This is a genomic window from Paenibacillus sp. A3M_27_13, from assembly GCF_024213315.1.
In the GTDB taxonomy this organism is placed as follows: Bacteria; Bacillota; Bacilli; order Paenibacillales; family Paenibacillaceae; genus Paenibacillus; species Paenibacillus polymyxa_B.
In genome coordinates this window covers 772,903-790,124 of record NZ_JANAVE010000001.1, presented here as the reverse complement: position 1 = coordinate 790,124, position 17,222 = coordinate 772,903, and the positions used below count along the sequence as shown (strand labels likewise).

Annotated in this window: 6 protein-coding genes; 5 read left to right on the top strand and 1 reads right to left on the bottom strand. The window is 44.5% G+C overall.

Annotation, left to right across the window (positions count from 1 at the left end):
• Positions 1-20: 20 nt before the first annotated feature.
• From NLX82_RS03620 to aspS, 5 genes are all read left to right on the top strand, one after another.
• The gene (locus NLX82_RS03620; RefSeq protein ID WP_254347491.1) at positions 21-8,897 is read left to right on the top strand and encodes a hybrid non-ribosomal peptide synthetase/type I polyketide synthase; all 8,877 of its coding nucleotides are present in this window, start codon (positions 21-23) and stop codon (positions 8,895-8,897) included.
• Positions 8,898-8,957: 60 nt separating this feature from the next.
• Entirely contained in the window at positions 8,958-9,833 is an 876-nt protein-coding gene (locus tag NLX82_RS03615; protein WP_025718361.1) for an SDR family NAD(P)-dependent oxidoreductase, read from the top strand.
• Between the two features lie 61 nt (positions 9,834-9,894).
• A complete protein-coding gene (locus NLX82_RS03610; protein WP_254347490.1) occupies positions 9,895-10,848 on the top strand; it encodes an acyltransferase domain-containing protein in 954 nt (317 codons plus the stop codon).
• 31 nt (positions 10,849-10,879) lie between these two features.
• A complete protein-coding gene (gene fabD, locus NLX82_RS03605) occupies positions 10,880-13,153 on the top strand; it encodes an ACP S-malonyltransferase (protein WP_023989384.1) in 2,274 nt (757 codons plus the stop codon).
• A gap of 65 nt (positions 13,154-13,218) precedes the next feature.
• Positions 13,219-14,988: an aspartate--tRNA ligase gene (gene aspS, locus NLX82_RS03600; protein WP_302055712.1), complete on the top strand. Its 1,770-nt coding sequence runs from the start codon at positions 13,219-13,221 to the stop codon at positions 14,986-14,988.
• 185 nt (positions 14,989-15,173) lie between these two features.
• Here the strand turns inward: aspS and NLX82_RS03595 are convergent, their stop codons facing one another.
• Positions 15,174-17,117: a serine hydrolase domain-containing protein gene (locus tag NLX82_RS03595; protein WP_254347488.1), complete on the bottom strand. Its 1,944-nt coding sequence runs from the start codon at positions 17,115-17,117 to the stop codon at positions 15,174-15,176.
• Positions 17,118-17,222: the final 105 nt, after the last annotated feature.

Sequence of the window (17,222 nt, the reverse complement as noted above, 5' to 3'; positions counted from 1 at the left end):
GTGCTGGGAGGCAATAGAAGATGAAGGATTTTTTTCAATATATTCTAGGCGAGGTAAAAAGCGGACGGATACAGAAAGAGGATGCCATTGTAAAAATACGCCAATTTCAAGCTCAAATGGTTTCACATGAGGCCCCGCAAAGCGGAACAGGGACTGCGGGGTCCTTGGCGGATACGGGAGTCCTTATGCTTGAGCCTTTCTGGAAAGAGCAAGTTGCTCATCAGAAAGTGGCACGCCCTGAATTTAGCCAGCATCTGGTGGTGCTTTGCGAACTGGATCATTTCGCGGAGCGAAGCATTGAATCGCTCATGAAAGGAACCCGTTGCATCAAGCTGCATGCCAGCCAAAGCAGCATGGATGAACGCTTTCAGGCGTATGCCCTCCAGCTGCTCACGGAAGTGCAAATGGTTCTCACAGAGGAATCCAAGGGTAGCGTACTGATACAGATTGCAGTTTCCGCACAAAGCGCACAGCAACCTTTCGCAGGACTATTGGGATTACTGCAGACAGCTGAGAAAGAAAACCCGAAAATCGTAGGGCAACTCGTAGAATTGGAATCTGTAGGTCTGGAAGAGGTGATTGAGAAATTAAAAGAGAACAGTCAATATCCAAAGAATAAAAGGATACGGTATGAGGATGGTAAACGTTTGGTTCTCGGTTGGAACGAGATGAAACCCACTGAGACAACGGGAAGAGTACCCTGGAAGGATCGGGGGACTTATTTGATTACGGGTGGTGCAGGAGGTTTAGGACTTATTTTTGCGGAGGATATCGCCCAGCGAGTCAGGGAAGCCACGCTAGTTCTTGTAGGCCGTTCAAATCTAGACGAAGGCAAACAGGCCATATTGGAGAAGTTGAAGGCACTGGGGACCCGCGTTGAGTACAGACAGGTAGATGTAGCACGGAAGGAAGAGGTCTCCAAATTGATCCTTGAGATCAGGGAAGAGTATGGAGGCCTTGATGGTATCCTTCATAGTGCTGGAGTAATACAGGATCGTTTTATTATGAATAAATCACAGGAAGAGTTCGCGGAAGTAATGGCACCAAAGGTTGCCGGACTGGTGAACTTAGATCAGGAGACCAAGGAGCTACATCTGGATTTCTTTATTCTCTTCTCCTCAATAGCTGGGATTATGGGCAACCCCGGTCAAGCCGACTATTCTGCCGCTAATGCCTTTATGGATGCCTATGCCGCGTATCGAAACAGCCTTGTATCCTCAAAGGGGCGCAAAGGGCAGACGCTATCTGTCAATTGGCCTCTTTGGAAGGATGGAGGGATGCATGTGGACGATGACACGGAGAGGGCTTGGCAAAGTATTGGCATGGTAGCCATGCAAGCTTCAAACGGTATCCAGGCTTTATATAACGGTCTGGCCGCTGGCCTGAATCAGTTATTAGTAATAGAAGGTGAGCAATCCAAATTGCAAAAGTATTTCCTGGCGTCCCAACCACAGGAGAAAGAATATGTTGAAGAGTCAGCTTCTTCAGAGGTGAATCTTGAACTGCTTCTTGAAAAAACCTTACATCAGCTAAAACTATTGTTTGGAGAAGTTACCAAGCTGAGCATTGACAAAATTGATGTCAGCGAGCCTTTAGAAAGCTATGGCATAGACTCCATCATGATTACAAGGCTTAATCAAAAGCTGCAGGGGATTTTTGGAGAAATATCAATGACCTTGTTTTATGAATATCAGACGTTGGAAGCAGTGGCCGAATATTTTATTGCTGATTATCACAAGGAATGCGTACGGTGGACAGGACTCGGAAGCCCGATAAAGACGGAAGAGAAATCCGTCTCCATTTCCGCAACCTTGCATGCTGCCAGCGAGTTTTCTTTGTCACCCCTGCCAAAGGAAGAAAACAATCGTATCTGCAACACGGCTACTAACAGAGACCGTGTGAAACACGAGCCAATAGCCATTATTGGTGTAAGTGGACGATATCCGCAGGCCAAAAATATGGAAGAGTACTGGAGCAATCTGGAACAGGGCAAAGACTGTATAACAGAAATCCCTGCGGAACGCTGGAAGAGGGAAGGTTTCTACTGTTCCGACATCAAAGAAGCTGTTGAGAAGGGCAAAAGCTATAGTAAATATGGAGGATTTGTGGAGGATTTTGCAGATTTTGATCCTCTCTTCTTTAATATATCTCCCCGGGAAGCGATGAGTATGGATCCTCAGGAGCGAATATTCCTGGAAGAATGCTGGAAGGTTTTCGAGGATGCAGGATATAGCAGGGAACAGCTCGCCGAACAGTATAATGGCCGGATTGGCGTCTTTGCAGGAATTACCGGAACGGGGTTCAATTTATACGGGCCAAAGCTGTGGGAACAAGGACAACCCGTCTTTCCGCGAACCTCCTTCAGCTCGGTAGCCAACAGAATATCCTATTTCTTGAACTTAAAGGGGCCCAGTATCCCGGTTGATACCATGTGCTCTTCCTCATTAACTGCAATCCACGAGGCCTGTGAGCATATCTTTAACGGTGAATGCGAAATGGCTGTTGCTGGAGGAGTCAACTTATATCTTCATCCTTCAAGCTATATCTTTCTCAGTACGATGAGAATGCTATCGCCTGAGGGGCGGTGTAAAAGCTTTGGGGAAGGCGGGAATGGATTTGTCCCTGGCGAAGGTGCAGGGGTTGTGCTGCTCAAACCTTTGTCACGAGCCATTGCAGACAAGGACCATATCTATGCCGTTATTCGGGGAACCCGTATCAACCATGGAGGAAAAACAAACGGGTATACCGTGCCTAACCCGGTAGCACAGGGTGAACTGATTAGAGAGGCTTTTGATAAAGCAGGCGTAAATGCCCGGGCAGTCAGTTATATTGAGGCCCACGGTACTGGAACGGAGCTCGGTGATCCTATTGAAGTCACCGGGCTTACCCAGGCATTTAAGAAAGATACGCAGGACACGGGGTTTTGTGCTATCGGCTCGGTAAAATCAAACATAGGCCATTTAGAGGCGGCCGCAGGGATTGCAGGCATCGCTAAAATCATCTTGCAAATGAAAAACCGGAAAATTGCCCCTAGCCTGCATTCCCAAAAACTGAACCCTAATATAAACTTTTCCAAAACGCCATTTGTAGTCCAACAGGGGCTTTCTGAATGGGAGCGTCCGATAGTGGAGGAGGATGGCGAACAACGGGAATACCCGAGGATCGCCGGGATATCTTCCTTTGGAGCCGGTGGGGCTAATGCCCATATTGTCCTTGAGGAATACCTCCCTGCGGAACAGGATGACTTTCAAAATACCTTTACTCCTCCAAGACCGGTCGTCATAGTTCTGTCGGCAAAAAGTGATGGAGCATTGAAGGAGCAGGTAAGCCAATTGGCTACTGTAATGGATCGGAATGAGTTTTCCGATCACGATTTGGTGAATGTGGCTTATACCTTGCAGACAGGACGTGAGGCGATGGAAGAGCGCCTCGCTGTGGTCGTTGAATCAGTGGAGGAACTTAGAAGCAAGTTGCGGGGCTTTATTGGAGGAAGACAGAGTATTGCACAGCTTTACCGGGGACAGGCCAAGCGAGACAAGGAGAGCTTGAACATGGCCTCAGAGGAGAAAACGCTCGATGAAACGATTGATTTACAGATTCTAGCGGAAAAGTACGGCAGAATCTCAGACTTGTGGGTCAAGGGTGTCCGTATTGATTGGAGCAGACTTTACGGTAATGTCCAGCCCCGCCGTATCCCTTTACCCACATATCCTTTTGCCAGAGAACGATATTGGATACATGTAGATGAAGAAAAGCCGTTCGCCAATGTGGCTGCACATCTACATCCATTACTGCATCAAAACACCTCCGTACTTTCTGAGCAAAGATTTAGTTCAACCTTTAGCGGCCAGGAGTTTTATCTGAAGGACTCCGTAGTTGACGGAAAGCTTGTCCTGTCAGAAGCGGCATGCCTTGAAATGGTGCGGGCAGCGGTGGAGCAGTCGTTAACAGTACAGGAGAAGGGTCAGGCAAACATCATTATTAAAGATATTGTATGGACACATGCTCCCGCTATAGGAGATCAGCCGTTAGAAATACATATAGGGCTCTTTCCGGGAGATCAAGGAGCGATTGGCTTCAAAATCTACAGCAGATTAACAGAAGCCAGGGACCCTGTCTTACACAGCCAGGGTAGTGCCGAACTGAAGATGTTAAATGAAGCGGAAACGTGGGATATACAGGCTTTGCAGATGGAGTGCTTTCAGCATGTTTCGCCTGGGATAGACGATGAAGCAGTGTGGGGCATGGGGGCCGACTACAGTTCGGGACATCAGGCCAATGAACAAGTGCATATAGGACAGGGGTTAGTGCTGGCCAAGCTATCGTTGCCTTCCGGTATAAGGAATACTGAGGGCTTATTTGTTTTGCATCCCTTTATAATAAATGCTGCATTGCAAATGCCGCCGGCATACTTGTTTTCGAATGATGAAAATATCATGCGGCCTTCAGGCATTGACCCTCTACAGAAAATACGGCCGACTGCCATTGAGAGACTCGAAATTTTTCGGGAATGTCCCTGTGAAATGTGGGCGTTGATCCGGTATAGCAGAGGAAGCGGGGCTGGTCATAATACGCAGAAGTATGACATTGATTTGTGTGATGAGGCAGGCCAAGTCTGCGTGCGTATAAAAGGATGCTCCTACAAGGTAGTGGGCGCATGTGAGAAAACACCTGGTGTAATGATGCTCCAACCCTTCTGGAAAGAACAGGCGGTTGCGGAGGACACGATGGTTCCCACTTACGAACGACATGTGGTAATGCTTTGCGAAACAGATACCATTGCTGCAGGAGATATCGAGTTCTCCTTGGCAGGAATGGAATGTATCACTCTGCAATCCGGTATGGAAGAGGTTGATCGGCGCTTCGAAAAGTATGCCGTCCAGGTTTTTGAAAAAATAAAAAGTATCCTGAATGACAAACCCAAAGGCAAGGTGCTGGTGCAGATTGTAACGATGCCTCAACATGAAAAGCTGCTCTTCGCTGGGCTGTGCGGCATACTCAAAACTGCGCAAAAGGAAAATCCAAAGATCCATGGTCAGTTAATTGAAGTTGAGGGTACAGAAAAAATGGAAGGGCTCATTGAAATACTAAAGACGAGCAGCCGACACCCTGCGGATAGCCGCATCCGGTTTGCAGAAGGCAAACGTTGGATTCCTGTCTGGAGTAAAGCAGAAATGCCGTCAGAAACACCGGATATTCCATGGAAAGACCGCGGGGTTTATTTGATTACTGGAGGAGCAAAGGGTTTAGGTCTTATTTTTGCTAAAGAGATTGCGCGTCAGGCCAAGGAAGTGACTTTGATTCTTACTGGACGTTCCCTACTGGATCAGGACAAGCAGACCTCATTGGAGGAATTGAAGGCATTGGGCGCCCGGGTAGAATACAAGCAGGCGGATGTCACGCGGAAGGAAGCTGTGGTTGGCTTAATTGAAGATATCAAACAGACATACGGCGGAATCAACGGCATCCTGCACAGTGCTGGAATAATTCAGGATAACTATATTATTAAAAAGACTAGCCTGGAATTCAGGGCAGTGCTGGCGCCCAAGGTTGCGGGACTGGTAAATCTGGACCAAGCCAGTAAGGACATTGCTCTTGACTTCTTTATCCTTTTTTCGTCAGGTTCGGGAGTGGGTGGTAATGCAGGTCAGTCTGACTATGCTGCCGCGAATGCTTTTATGGACGCATATGCCTGGTACCGCAATACCTTGGTATCCTCCATGGAGCGTACAGGCAAAACGCTGTCCATCAATTGGCCGTTATGGAAAGATGGCGGAATGCGGCCTGACCAGGAGACGGAGAAGGCCATGCAGAAGGTGGGTATGTATGCGATGAGGACAGAGACAGGAATGAGCGCCCTGTACCAAAGCATAGCCTGCATACCGGATCAGGTCATGGTGATCGAAGGAGACGTAGAGCTAATCAGCAACATGATGATCATGGAGGGACAGCTTGAAGAAAGCGGCAAAGCATCCCGGGATCAGGCGCTCGGATCAGAAGCTGAAGCATACATCGTTTCCTCCACAGCAAAGAAGACAGAGTCCGGCCAGGAAGAAGACCTGTTGCGTGAAAAGACGGTCCATTACTTGAAGACTCTGCTTTCATCGTCCATCGGCCTGCCAGTATATCGAATCGAAGAGGATACACCTTTTGAAAATTATGGGGTTGATTCTATAAAGTCTATGGAGTTGACCGACCAGCTGGAGAAAACGTTCGATCAGGTGTCGAGGACTCTATTTTTTGAATATCCGGATATCCGGAGTTTAACGGAATATTTTGTGGAAGCCTATCGAGACCAATTGATCGCTTTGTTTGGCATAGATCAGGTAGCGGTTGCAGGCGCGAAAGCCGACACAACTGTTGCAGCAAACAAGGAAGTGTCCGGCAGAGAAGAGGACCTGCTGCGTGAAAAGACGGTCCATTACTTGAAGACCCTGCTTTCAACGTCCATCGAACTGCCCGTATATCGAATCGAAGAGAATACACCTTTTGAGAATTATGGGGTTGACTCTATAAAGTCTATGGAGTTGACCGACCAGCTGGAGAAAACATTCGATCAGGTGTCGAGGACTCTATTTTTTGAATATCCAGATATTCGAAGTTTGACGGAATATTTTGTGGAAGCCTATCGAGACCAATTGATCGCTTTGTTTGGCATAGATCAGGCAACAGCTGAGGGTGAAAATGCCGAACCAACTTCTATAACAAATAAGGCAGTGTCCAGCCAGGAAGAAGAGCTACTGCGTGAAAAAATGGCAAGTTACCTAAAGAGCCTGCTCTCTTCGTCCACTGGACTGCCGGAACATCGCATTGAAGAGGACAAAAATCTAGAAAACTATGGTGTTGACTCCATAAAGTCAATGGAATTAACCGATGAGCTAGAAAAAAACTTCGGCCCGCTATCGAGGACCTTACTTTTTGAATATCCGAATATCCAGAGTTTAATAGAATATTTCCTGGAATCGCATCGAGGCGAATTGATTGAATGGTTTGGTATGGAGCAGGTAAAAGCCCCTTCTCCGATATTCCGTCGTCCCCAATTTTCGGCAACCGAGGTAGAGGCTCAGGAGGAGAAGAAACAAGAAACAGGAGCGATGGACATTGCTGTCATCGGGGTGTCCGGGAAATATCCAGGGGCGGAAAATCTTCAGGAGTTCTGGAGCAATCTCCAAGAAAGCAAGGACTGCATTACCGAAGTTCCAAAAGATCGTTGGGAGCACGATCTTTATTTTGACAAGGAGAGAAGCAAGCCGGGAAAAACCTACTGCAAGTGGGGCGGTTTCATGGAACGAATAAGCCTGTCAGAGCCAGCATTCTTTCATCTCACCCCCTATGAGATCAGTTTAATGGACCCGATGGAGCAACTTTTCCTGGGAATAATATGGAATTTGCTTGAAAGTGCAGGATATACGCGAGAGGCATTACAGAAGAAGCACCAGAACAAGGTTGGCGTCTATGTGGGCGCTACGTATCACAAATACTGCTCCTGTGATATCGAACCGGACTCTGCCCAACGGGTAACATCATTTGGGTCTGTTGCAGTCGCAAATCCCATGTCGCATTATTTCAATTTCCAGGGACCGAGCATATCCATTGATACGATGAGCTCTTCCTCAGCTGTAGCTGTCCATATGGCATGTGAAAGCCTGATCAGGGGAGAGTGTCAAATAGCGGTAGCTGGCGGGGGGAATCTATTGACTAGTCCCAAAAAGTATATTGAATCCAGTCAAAATCAGTTGATTGGAAGTCATGAAGATAGCAGAAGCTTTGCAGATGGGGATGGGTACCTTCCAGCGGAAGGAGTTGGAGCGGTACTCTTAAAACCGCTTCATAAGGCTGTACAGGATGGAGATTGCATTTTAGCGGTTATTAAATCCACGGCAACCAATCATGGGGGACATAGCAATGGATATACAATCCCTAACCCCAATGCGCAGGCGCAACTAGTCGAAGAAAACTTTTTGAAAGCCGGTATAGACCCCCGGACGATCAGTTATGTAGAGGCAGCCGCAAATGGTTCTACATTGGGAGACCCTATTGAACTTGCTGCTTTGAATAAAGCATTCCAGAAATTCACGACCGAGCAGCAATTTTGTGCCATTGGCTCAGTCAAATCCAATATAGGGCATGCAGAAGCGGCTTCGGGAATATCACAGCTAACCAAGGTCATATTGCAATTGTGGCATCGAAAACTGGTTCCTACCATTAAGGCCGAGAAGCTTAACCCTAATATTAATTTCAGTAATACTCCATTTTATTTGCAACGGGAGGTTCAGGAATGGGAGCGGCCTGTAATTGAGATTCAGGGAGAAGAACGGGAATTCCCGTTGCGGGCAACCGTAAGCTCCTTTGGTGCGGGAGGCTCTAATGTGCATTTCATTCTGGAAGAATATATCCCTTCAGAAAAAGACAACATTCATTTACGAGTGGCAGATCAGCCCCAGGTGGTGATTCTCTCGGACATAAACCGGGAGAGACTGATGGCGCTTGCCAATCAATTACTGGGATATCTGGAGCAGCAGAGCGATGATGCCTTACAAGATATTGCCTTTACACTTCAGACAGGCCGCGAAGCGATGACATGCCGGGCGGCAATCGTAGCGAATACGCGGCAGGATCTACTCACGGGTCTTAGGGAACTTCTCGAAATAGCCGATAGCGGCAACGGGCCCGAAGGGGCATCTATTCCTTTATTTATAGGAGAAAGTGCAGAAGACTCAAATACGAGTGCGCTTCTCTCAGGGAAAATAGGAGAGACCGTTTCTCAATTGCTGCTAGAGGAGAAAAATATGGAAAATATAGCGATGTATTGGACCCAGGGGGGCAGGATTTCATGGGAGGCACTCCATGAGGATAAAGATGTTCGCAGAATCCCCCTACCGATAACCCTGTTTTAAACATAAACAGGGAACCGATCACTATCAGATGGAAAATACAAAATATTCTGGAGGTAAATCATGAGGGAATTTAAAGATAAGATAGCCGTAGTTACGGGAGCCGCCAGTGGGATTGGCCGTGCTATTGCGGACCGATGTGTAAATGAGGGCATGAAGGTCGTCCTCGCGGATATTGAGGAAGAGGCCCTTCTAAGGGCCGAAAAACAATTAAAAGACATGGGTGCAGAAACGTTATCCGTGGTGACGGATATTTCCAAAGAAGCTGATATACGTGCATTAGCGCAAAAAACGGTTCAGACATTTGGAGCTGTGCATCTTTTGTTCAACAATGCAGGAGTGGACGCCGGAACGGGCTGCTTATTATGGGAAAATACGGTGGCGGATTGGCAGTGGGTAATAAACGTAAACATATGGGGGATTCTCTTTGCAACTGAAATTTTTGTTCCTATTATGCTGAAACAGAAAACCGCATGTCATATTGTGAATACAGCATCCATCGCCGGGCTATTGTCCGGCCCTGGTAATGGCATATATAGCGCATCAAAACATGCCGTTTTAAGCTTGTCTGAAACGCTACACCAAGAACTCAGATTGATAGGTTCCAATGTAGGAGTTTCAGTTGTCTGCCCCGGGTTCGTACGCACCCAAATTATGGATGCGGAACGGAACCGACCGACGGAGCTGAGTAAGCAGACCGGACTAGGAAATCTTCCCCCGGAAAGACAAGTCATTAATCAATTGGCCCGCAAGGCTGTCCAGAATGGAATACTTCCAGAGGATGTAGCAAATCAGATGTTTGAGGGAATCAAAAAAGGGCAGCTATATATCATAACAGAGCCGAAATTCAAACCTGCAATAAGACAACATATGGAGAATGTTCTTAACGAAAGCAATCCCACACCTTCCCAAATGCAATTAGTTCGCAATCTACTGTGAAATATTCGTTTTAAATGGAGTTATTGGGATTTTATCAATGAGTATGTTGTGGGAGGTTAGAATGGACAGATCTGTGATTTTTATGTTTTCAGGCCAAGGCTCACAATACTACGGCATGGGAAGAGAATTATTTAAGTTAAATCCAGTTTTCCGAAAATGGATGACCAAGCTGGATGAGATTCATACGGATATTACAGGCAGGTCCGTATTAAAAATGCTGTACGACGACAACCGTGGGAGAGGAGACGTGTTTGATAGTCTGTTATATACTCACCCCGCAATTTTCATGGTGGAGTATGCCCTCACACAGGTATTACTGGAAAAGGGGATTTATCCTGATTACGTTTTGGGTTCCAGCCTCGGTGAGTTTGCATCTGTTGCTGTGGCTGGTTGTATGAGTTATGAAGATACTCTTCAATGCCTTGTCAAGCAAGCAGAAATGGTAGAAACCTACTGTCCAAAGGGTGGCATGCTGGCCGTAATTGGCGACCTCAGTCTGTATGACCAAATATCCGTATTGAATGCCAATTCAGAGTTAGCATCAATCAACTATGACTCGCATTTTGTCATTTCTGGCAGCTGTGAGGAACTGGAAGGAATTGAACGCTACTTGATAGCAAATGAGTTTATATGTCAAAGATTACCGGTCCAGTTTGCTTTTCACTCTTCCTTAATGGACCCTATAGCCTTGGAATATACAGCGTATTTAAAGCTTAAGCCCCTAAGGAATCCGACTATAAATATGGTTTCATCTATGTACGGAGGAAAGGCGACATCCCTTGACAACCGTTTTCTTTGGGATGTCACTAGAAAACCTATCCGTTTTCGGAACGCTTTAAAATGTCTGGGAGACGGGGACGGGGTCATCTATATTGACCTTGGCCCCTCGGGCACTCTTGCTAATTTTGTGAAGTACAATTTTGGTAGCAAGAAAATGGCAAGTATTTGTTCTATTCTTTCACCTTTTCAAAACGATATGAAAAATTTGGATCGTCTATTTGAAATATTCGACTAATATGCATTCACTAGCAAAAAGGAGGACACAAATGATCGCATATCTGTTCCCTGGACAAGGGGCTCAAGCCAAAGGCATGGGAGTAGGACTATTTGACGAATTTCAGGAATTGGTTGCAAAAGCGGATGCTATTCTTGGTTATTCTATTAAGAAACTGTGTCTTGAAGATCCTGCCAATCAACTAGGACAAACGGATTTTACCCAACCGGCGCTATTTGTCGTAAACGCTTTGAGTTATCTTAATAAATTAAAAGAGACTGGAAGAAAACCCGATTATGTTGCAGGACATAGCCTAGGTGAATACAATGCCTTATTTGCCGCAGAGGCATTTGACTTTGAAACGGGCTTGAAGCTGGTTAAAAAAAGAGGAGAACTGATGGTCAAGGCTACCGGTGGTGGTATGGCAGCGGTCATAGGCTTGAACGAGGAAGTATTTAGAGAAGTTATCGAGAAAAATAATTTAAGGGAGATTGATGTTGCTAATTTTAATTCGCCAAGCCAGATTGTCATCTCAGGACCGAAGGACATGATTGAGCAGGCGCAGCCAATTTTTGAGGATGCAGGAGCCACAAACTATGTGATTTTAAATGTAAGTGGAGCATTTCACTCCAGGTATTTGGAAGATGCCAGACAGAGATTTGAGGCCTATGCGTCACAGTTCGAATTCTCAAAATTGAAAATACCAGTCATTTCAAATATCTATGCCAGACCCTACAGGCAGCAAGATGTAAGGAGTACGCTGATCAACCAGATCGTAAGTCCAGTCAAATGGTCGGAAAGTATAAGATATCTAATGGGTAAAAATGTAACCCAGTTCATACAGGTTGGGCCTGGAAAAGTCATAACAGGGTTGGTTAACGCAATACAACGAGACGCAGAACCGCTGATTGTGAGGGAGGATGAGGAACGTAGCGAGCAGGTACAGGAAGTAAAGTCGAAGAATAGTATATCCGGCCAACGATTTACGGCGGAGTCTCTTGGTCATAGCGAATTCAAAAAATATTATGGACTTAAATACGCGTATCTTATGGGTTCGATGTATAAGGGAATATCTTCAAAAGAGATGGTCGTAAAAGCAGGTAAGGCAGGAATGATGGGATTCTTTGGGGCAGGGGGAGTCAAGATTGGGGCCCTTGAGGAAGCTATAAAGTATATTCAGCAAGAATTGAACCAAGGCGAAGCCTATGGAATGAATCTTATTCATGTTCCCGATCACCTGGAAATAGAAAATAACATCGTTGATTTGTACATAAAATACGGTGTTAGAACTATTGAAGCCTCTGCTTTTATGAGTATAACGCCTTCTTTGGTAAGGTACAGATTGAAAGGTTTGAAACGAAATGAAAAGGGGATCGTAACACCGCAGAACAGGATTATAGCGAAAGTATCAAGACCCGAGGTTGTGGAGGCATTCTTGAGTCCTGCGCCTCAGAATATCGTAAATAAACTGCTCGAGGAAAATAGGATAAGCCGGGATGAGGCCCGGATGGCGATGGAAATTCCTATGGTAGACGATCTGTGTGTCGAGGCTGATTCAGGCGGGCATACTGATCATGCTGTTGCATATGTACTGGTTCCGTTAATGCTTAAAATGAGGGATGAAGCGTTACTTAAGTATAAATACAATAAAAGTATAAGGGTAGGGGCAGCCGGGGGGATAGGGACTCCACAAGCTGCTGCGGCAGCGTTTATACTGGGTGCGGATTTTATCATGACAGGCTCAATCAACCAATGTACGGTTGAAGCAGGGACAAGTGATGATGTAAAGGATTTGCTCCAGCAGTTAAATATACAGGATACAGACTACGCTCCCGCAGGAGATATGTTTGAAATGGGAGCGAAGATTCAGGTTATGAAAAAAGGAGTTTTTTTCCCGGCCAGGGCGAATAAATTATATGATCTTTACCGTAATTATAACTCCATAGATGAAATTGATAGCGGAACCAAAAAATATATTGAAGAAAAGTATTTTAAGAAGAGTATTGAACAAGTATATGAAGATATTAAAGCTTATTACCCGGCTGAGATCATTGAAAAAGCTGAAAGAATTCCTAAACGTAAGATGGCGTTGATATTTAGATGGTACTTTACTTATTCTACACGACTTGCAATGAATGGAGACAAACACAGTAAGGTTGATTATCAAGTACACTGCGGACCAGCCCTCGGCGCTTTTAACCAATGGGTTAAGGGAACAGTCTTTGAGAATTGGAAGAACAGGCATGTTGACGAAATAGGACAAAAAATAATGGTTGAAACTGCGGAATACCTGAATGAGAGGTATAAAGCTTTAACGATAATGTGAGTATATGTGTGGAGAAAAATAGAAATCATTAAGATGATAGGGAATAAAAGAAAGTGGGGTTTTTCATGCATAGTTACAGGACTCATAACTGTGGAGAATTGGATCAAAAACATGTCGGCGAAGTAGTGAGAATTGCAGGATGGATAAAAAATATGCGTGACCATGGCGGGGTTATTTTTATTGACCTTAGGGATCATTATGGAGTAACGCAGATTGTTGTTTCTGATAATAACGAATTGAAAGATTTTGTATCAAAGATCACCAGAGAGTCAACTATTTCTGTTACAGGCACTGTATGTAACAGATCTGAAAATACGATTAGTCCCACTATGAAAACCGGACATATTGAGTTAGCTGCTAATGAGATAAAAGTTTTAGGGAAGGTAGTGAATCCATTACCTTTTGAAGTATCTTTAGCAAATGAAGCTCGGGAAGATTTAAGATTAAAGTACCGTTTCTTGGATCTACGGAATGAAAAAATACACAATAATATTATACTTCGTTCTAAAGTAATTCAAAGTATCAGAAGAAAGATGATCGATTTGAATTTTTTAGAGATCCAGACACCTATCCTGACAAGTTCATCTCCAGAGGGCGCCAGAGACTATTTAGTTCCTAGTAGAGTGCATCCAGGCCAATTTTATGCCTTGCCTCAAGCACCACAACAATTTAAACAATTATTAATGGTTTCGGGCTTTGATAAATATTTTCAAATTGCTCCGTGCTTTAGAGATGAGGATGCAAGGGCAGACAGATCACCCGGCGAGTTTTATCAGCTGGATTTGGAAATGGCTTTTGCAACACAGGAAGATGTCTTTAATGTAGTTGAAAATATGCTATATGAAGTTTTCTCTGAATTTACAAATTTTAAAATCTCAAAGCCTTTTACCAGGATTCCATATCAAGAAGCCATGCTCAAATACGGGAGCGATAAACCTGATTTAAGAAATCCATTAATTATCCATGATGTTACAGAGCTGTTTACAGAGACTGATTTTAAAGTATTTAAAAATAAAACGATAAGAGTTATTGCTGTTCCTGGTTGTGGAGCACAGCCAAGAAGCTTTTATGACGATATAGTAAACTTTGCTATTGAGGCTGGAGCGAAAGGCCTCTCATGGATTAAGTTCAACGATGATATGTCTCTTAGTGGCTCTATTGCAAAATTCATCTCTGAAGAGGTGAAAAACGAATTAATACATGTTACGCAAGCTAGTTCAGGATATGCACTGTTTTTTGCTGCTGACCAACTTAAAAATGTCGAAAAAATAGCCGGTGCTGTCAGAAATCAATTAGGAAAAAGACTGGATTTGCTGGAAAAGGATATATATAAATTTTGCTGGATAGTTGATTTTCCTATGTTTGAATTGGATCCTGATACTCATAAAATTGGGTTTAGTCATAATCCTTTTTCGATGCCACAAGGTGGTATGGATGCGCTGCTGAATATGAATCCTCTTGATATCCTAGCGTACCAATATGATATTGTATGTAATGGGATTGAACTGTCCTCGGGTGCTGTCCGTAACCATGATACGGAGATTATGGTAAAAGCCTTTGAGATTGCAGGTTATACATATGGAGATATCAAGAGTAAATTTCCTGCACTCTTTAATGCTTTTCAATTTGGGCCGCCGCCTCATGCAGGTATAGCACCTGGAATTGATAGGATTGTTATGATCATTGCAAATGAATCGAATATCCGAGAGGTTATTGCTTTTCCAATGAATAGCAAAGCGCAGGATCTATTAATGGGAGCACCTTCGGAGGTTACTGAGAAACAATTGAGAGATGTTCATATAAAATTGGTAAATACTCAGCCAGAAACAGAATAAACAGATTCAACAACATACTGAAAGCAAAGGCTGAAATCGGCACGTATTTGAATCTCATTGAGTGTGTTAAAAACTCTCCCTGCTAGATGCAGAGGAGAGTTTTTTTATTTAGCTCAGATTGGGGTTGTTCACGATGACAATCTTCATCGGTATACTAGAAGGTATGGCAGGCTTATCAAGTGGAGCTATGCCAAAAAGTAGAAATTATAGGAATACAGGAAAATCGAAATAGCTAGAAACGAAAGAATCAGCGTCGCGATGTATACCTTTCTTAACAATGTTGTTTTGGAAATATTGCATTTTCTTACAGCAAGATAAGCGGCCGGTACAAAGGCAAGCCCAAGTACCCAGAAAAAGATAATATTCAAATTGAAATTGGACATAGGCTGAAAGGGGTCGCCTATCAATTGGATGCTGGAAGCAATGAGATTGACGATCACAAGCAGACCCAGCAATGGTATTACGGTTACACTGTCAGGGAAGGGAAGCCGCGAAGTACTCTTCTGCTTTCTTGCGTCCTTGAGCTTCCGCAGCCACCCTGTAATACCAAAAACAAACCCAAGCGCAAACCAAATGCCGCATGCCCCCACTAGAATATAACTGAAAATGGATGTTTGCAGGAAGGAGATCGGCAATTGGTCATCGATCACTCCATATGACAACTGCGTCACTTTACCATCGGCATTGGTTAAGAAAAAAAGACGACTGATGTTTAAGCCCGCGTAATCATAAGAAGTGCTCCCAGGAGTCACACGTTCAAAAAAATAGGGTTTGGTTTCTACATAATCAACATGAATATTCATGGATGGAATACTCAGAGTGATTCCGCCATTGCCGTTGGCTGTGACCACTTCTTCCGCATTAGATAATACGGGTATAAGCTTCAATATATCAGATGATACTGCACGAGCAGAGCGGTATTTTCCCGCCACATCCGCGCTATGCTTCAACGTGCTGTCCGCTTGCGGAGTAGCGTGGGAATCCCCGACAAACAGGTCAATGAGTTCGCTTCTCGCACCGGACATTTCATTTTCCACATTGGTCAGGATGCTGATCCCAAAGTTTTGATCCGGTACGATAGAGACCAGAGAGGAGAATGAATCTGTATTTCCACCGTGCTCGATAACACGATAATCTCCCGCGAACCGTTCCCAAAAGCCATGGGCATTCCCCGGAAGCTCGGGATAGTGGGTATATGAAGCCTCATGCATTTCTCGCAGGGTTTCATTCTTGTTGAATAGCGAATATTTTAAGGAATGCTCCATGTTCAGATGAGCAAGCATAAAATGAGCCATGTCCTCCGAAGTAATGTTTAACGCACCCGCCGGCACATCATTAAAGAAAACATTGGGCTTTGCCACCCAGTTTCCATCCTTCTTGGAGTAGCCTGTTGCTTTATGTTCGATAACCTCCGGGATAAGATCATATCGTTGTGTAAAGTAAGAATGTTTCATGTCTAGAGGCTCAAATATATGTTTCTGAATATAGGTTTCAAAAGGCATTCCGGATACACGTTCTATAATATAACCGGCCAGGTTGGTCCCATAGTTGGAATAAGCAATCACTGTTCCAGGCTCATAAATCTGTTCAGGCTGATTTCTGGGTGCGATATGCTCCTTGAGAGGCCTAAGATCAGTAGGATCATGAACCAAAAGTTTTTCCAGGTGCTCCTCAAAACCTGCCGTGTGGCTCATCAGTGATTTCAGGGTAATAGGCTTATCAAAAGAAAGCTTGAGAAAGCCGTCAGGCAAGTATGTGCGGATGTCCGTATTCAAATCCAGCTTTCCCTGCTCAACCAGTTGCATTACTGCCGTCCAGGTGAACAATTTCGATACTGAACCGGCCTCCATATAGGTTGTTTCCGTACTCATGGGTATTTGTTTCTCGATGTTTGAGTATCCGTAACCTTTTGAAAAAACAATTTTCCCGTCCTTTACTATGGAAACCGCAGCACCAGGAATCGCTGTTCCTATATATTTTTTCATAATTTGATCTGTTCTGTTTTCGATTTCGGAAATCGGAATTCCAGAGGGCGTGGTTGGAACGGACCCAGAAGCATATGTCTGGACCGGGATAAATGCCATCAATGCCAACAGGAACAAAGAGGCAAATCGTTTTTTCAATTTCATATCAAGTCTCCTTTTTGCTGCACTTGAATCTTTAAGGGCAGTCTGTTTTTTGGAACATTTTTAGTGTAGCAATCAAGTCTTTCTTATTTCTCTCCTGTTCCTTAC

Coding starts and splice junctions, on each gene's coding strand:
- NLX82_RS03620 (WP_254347491.1), top strand. CDS start 21: ATGAAGGATTTTTTTCAATATATTCTAGGCGAGGTAAAAAGCGGACGG.
- NLX82_RS03615 (WP_025718361.1), top strand. CDS start 8,958: ATGAGGGAATTTAAAGATAAGATAGCCGTAGTTACGGGAGCCGCCAGT.
- NLX82_RS03610 (WP_254347490.1), top strand. CDS start 9,895: ATGGACAGATCTGTGATTTTTATGTTTTCAGGCCAAGGCTCACAATAC.
- fabD (WP_023989384.1), top strand. CDS start 10,880: ATGATCGCATATCTGTTCCCTGGACAAGGGGCTCAAGCCAAAGGCATG.
- aspS (WP_302055712.1), top strand. CDS start 13,219: ATGCATAGTTACAGGACTCATAACTGTGGAGAATTGGATCAAAAACAT.
- NLX82_RS03595 (WP_254347488.1), bottom strand. CDS start 17,117: ATGAAATTGAAAAAACGATTTGCCTCTTTGTTCCTGTTGGCATTGATG.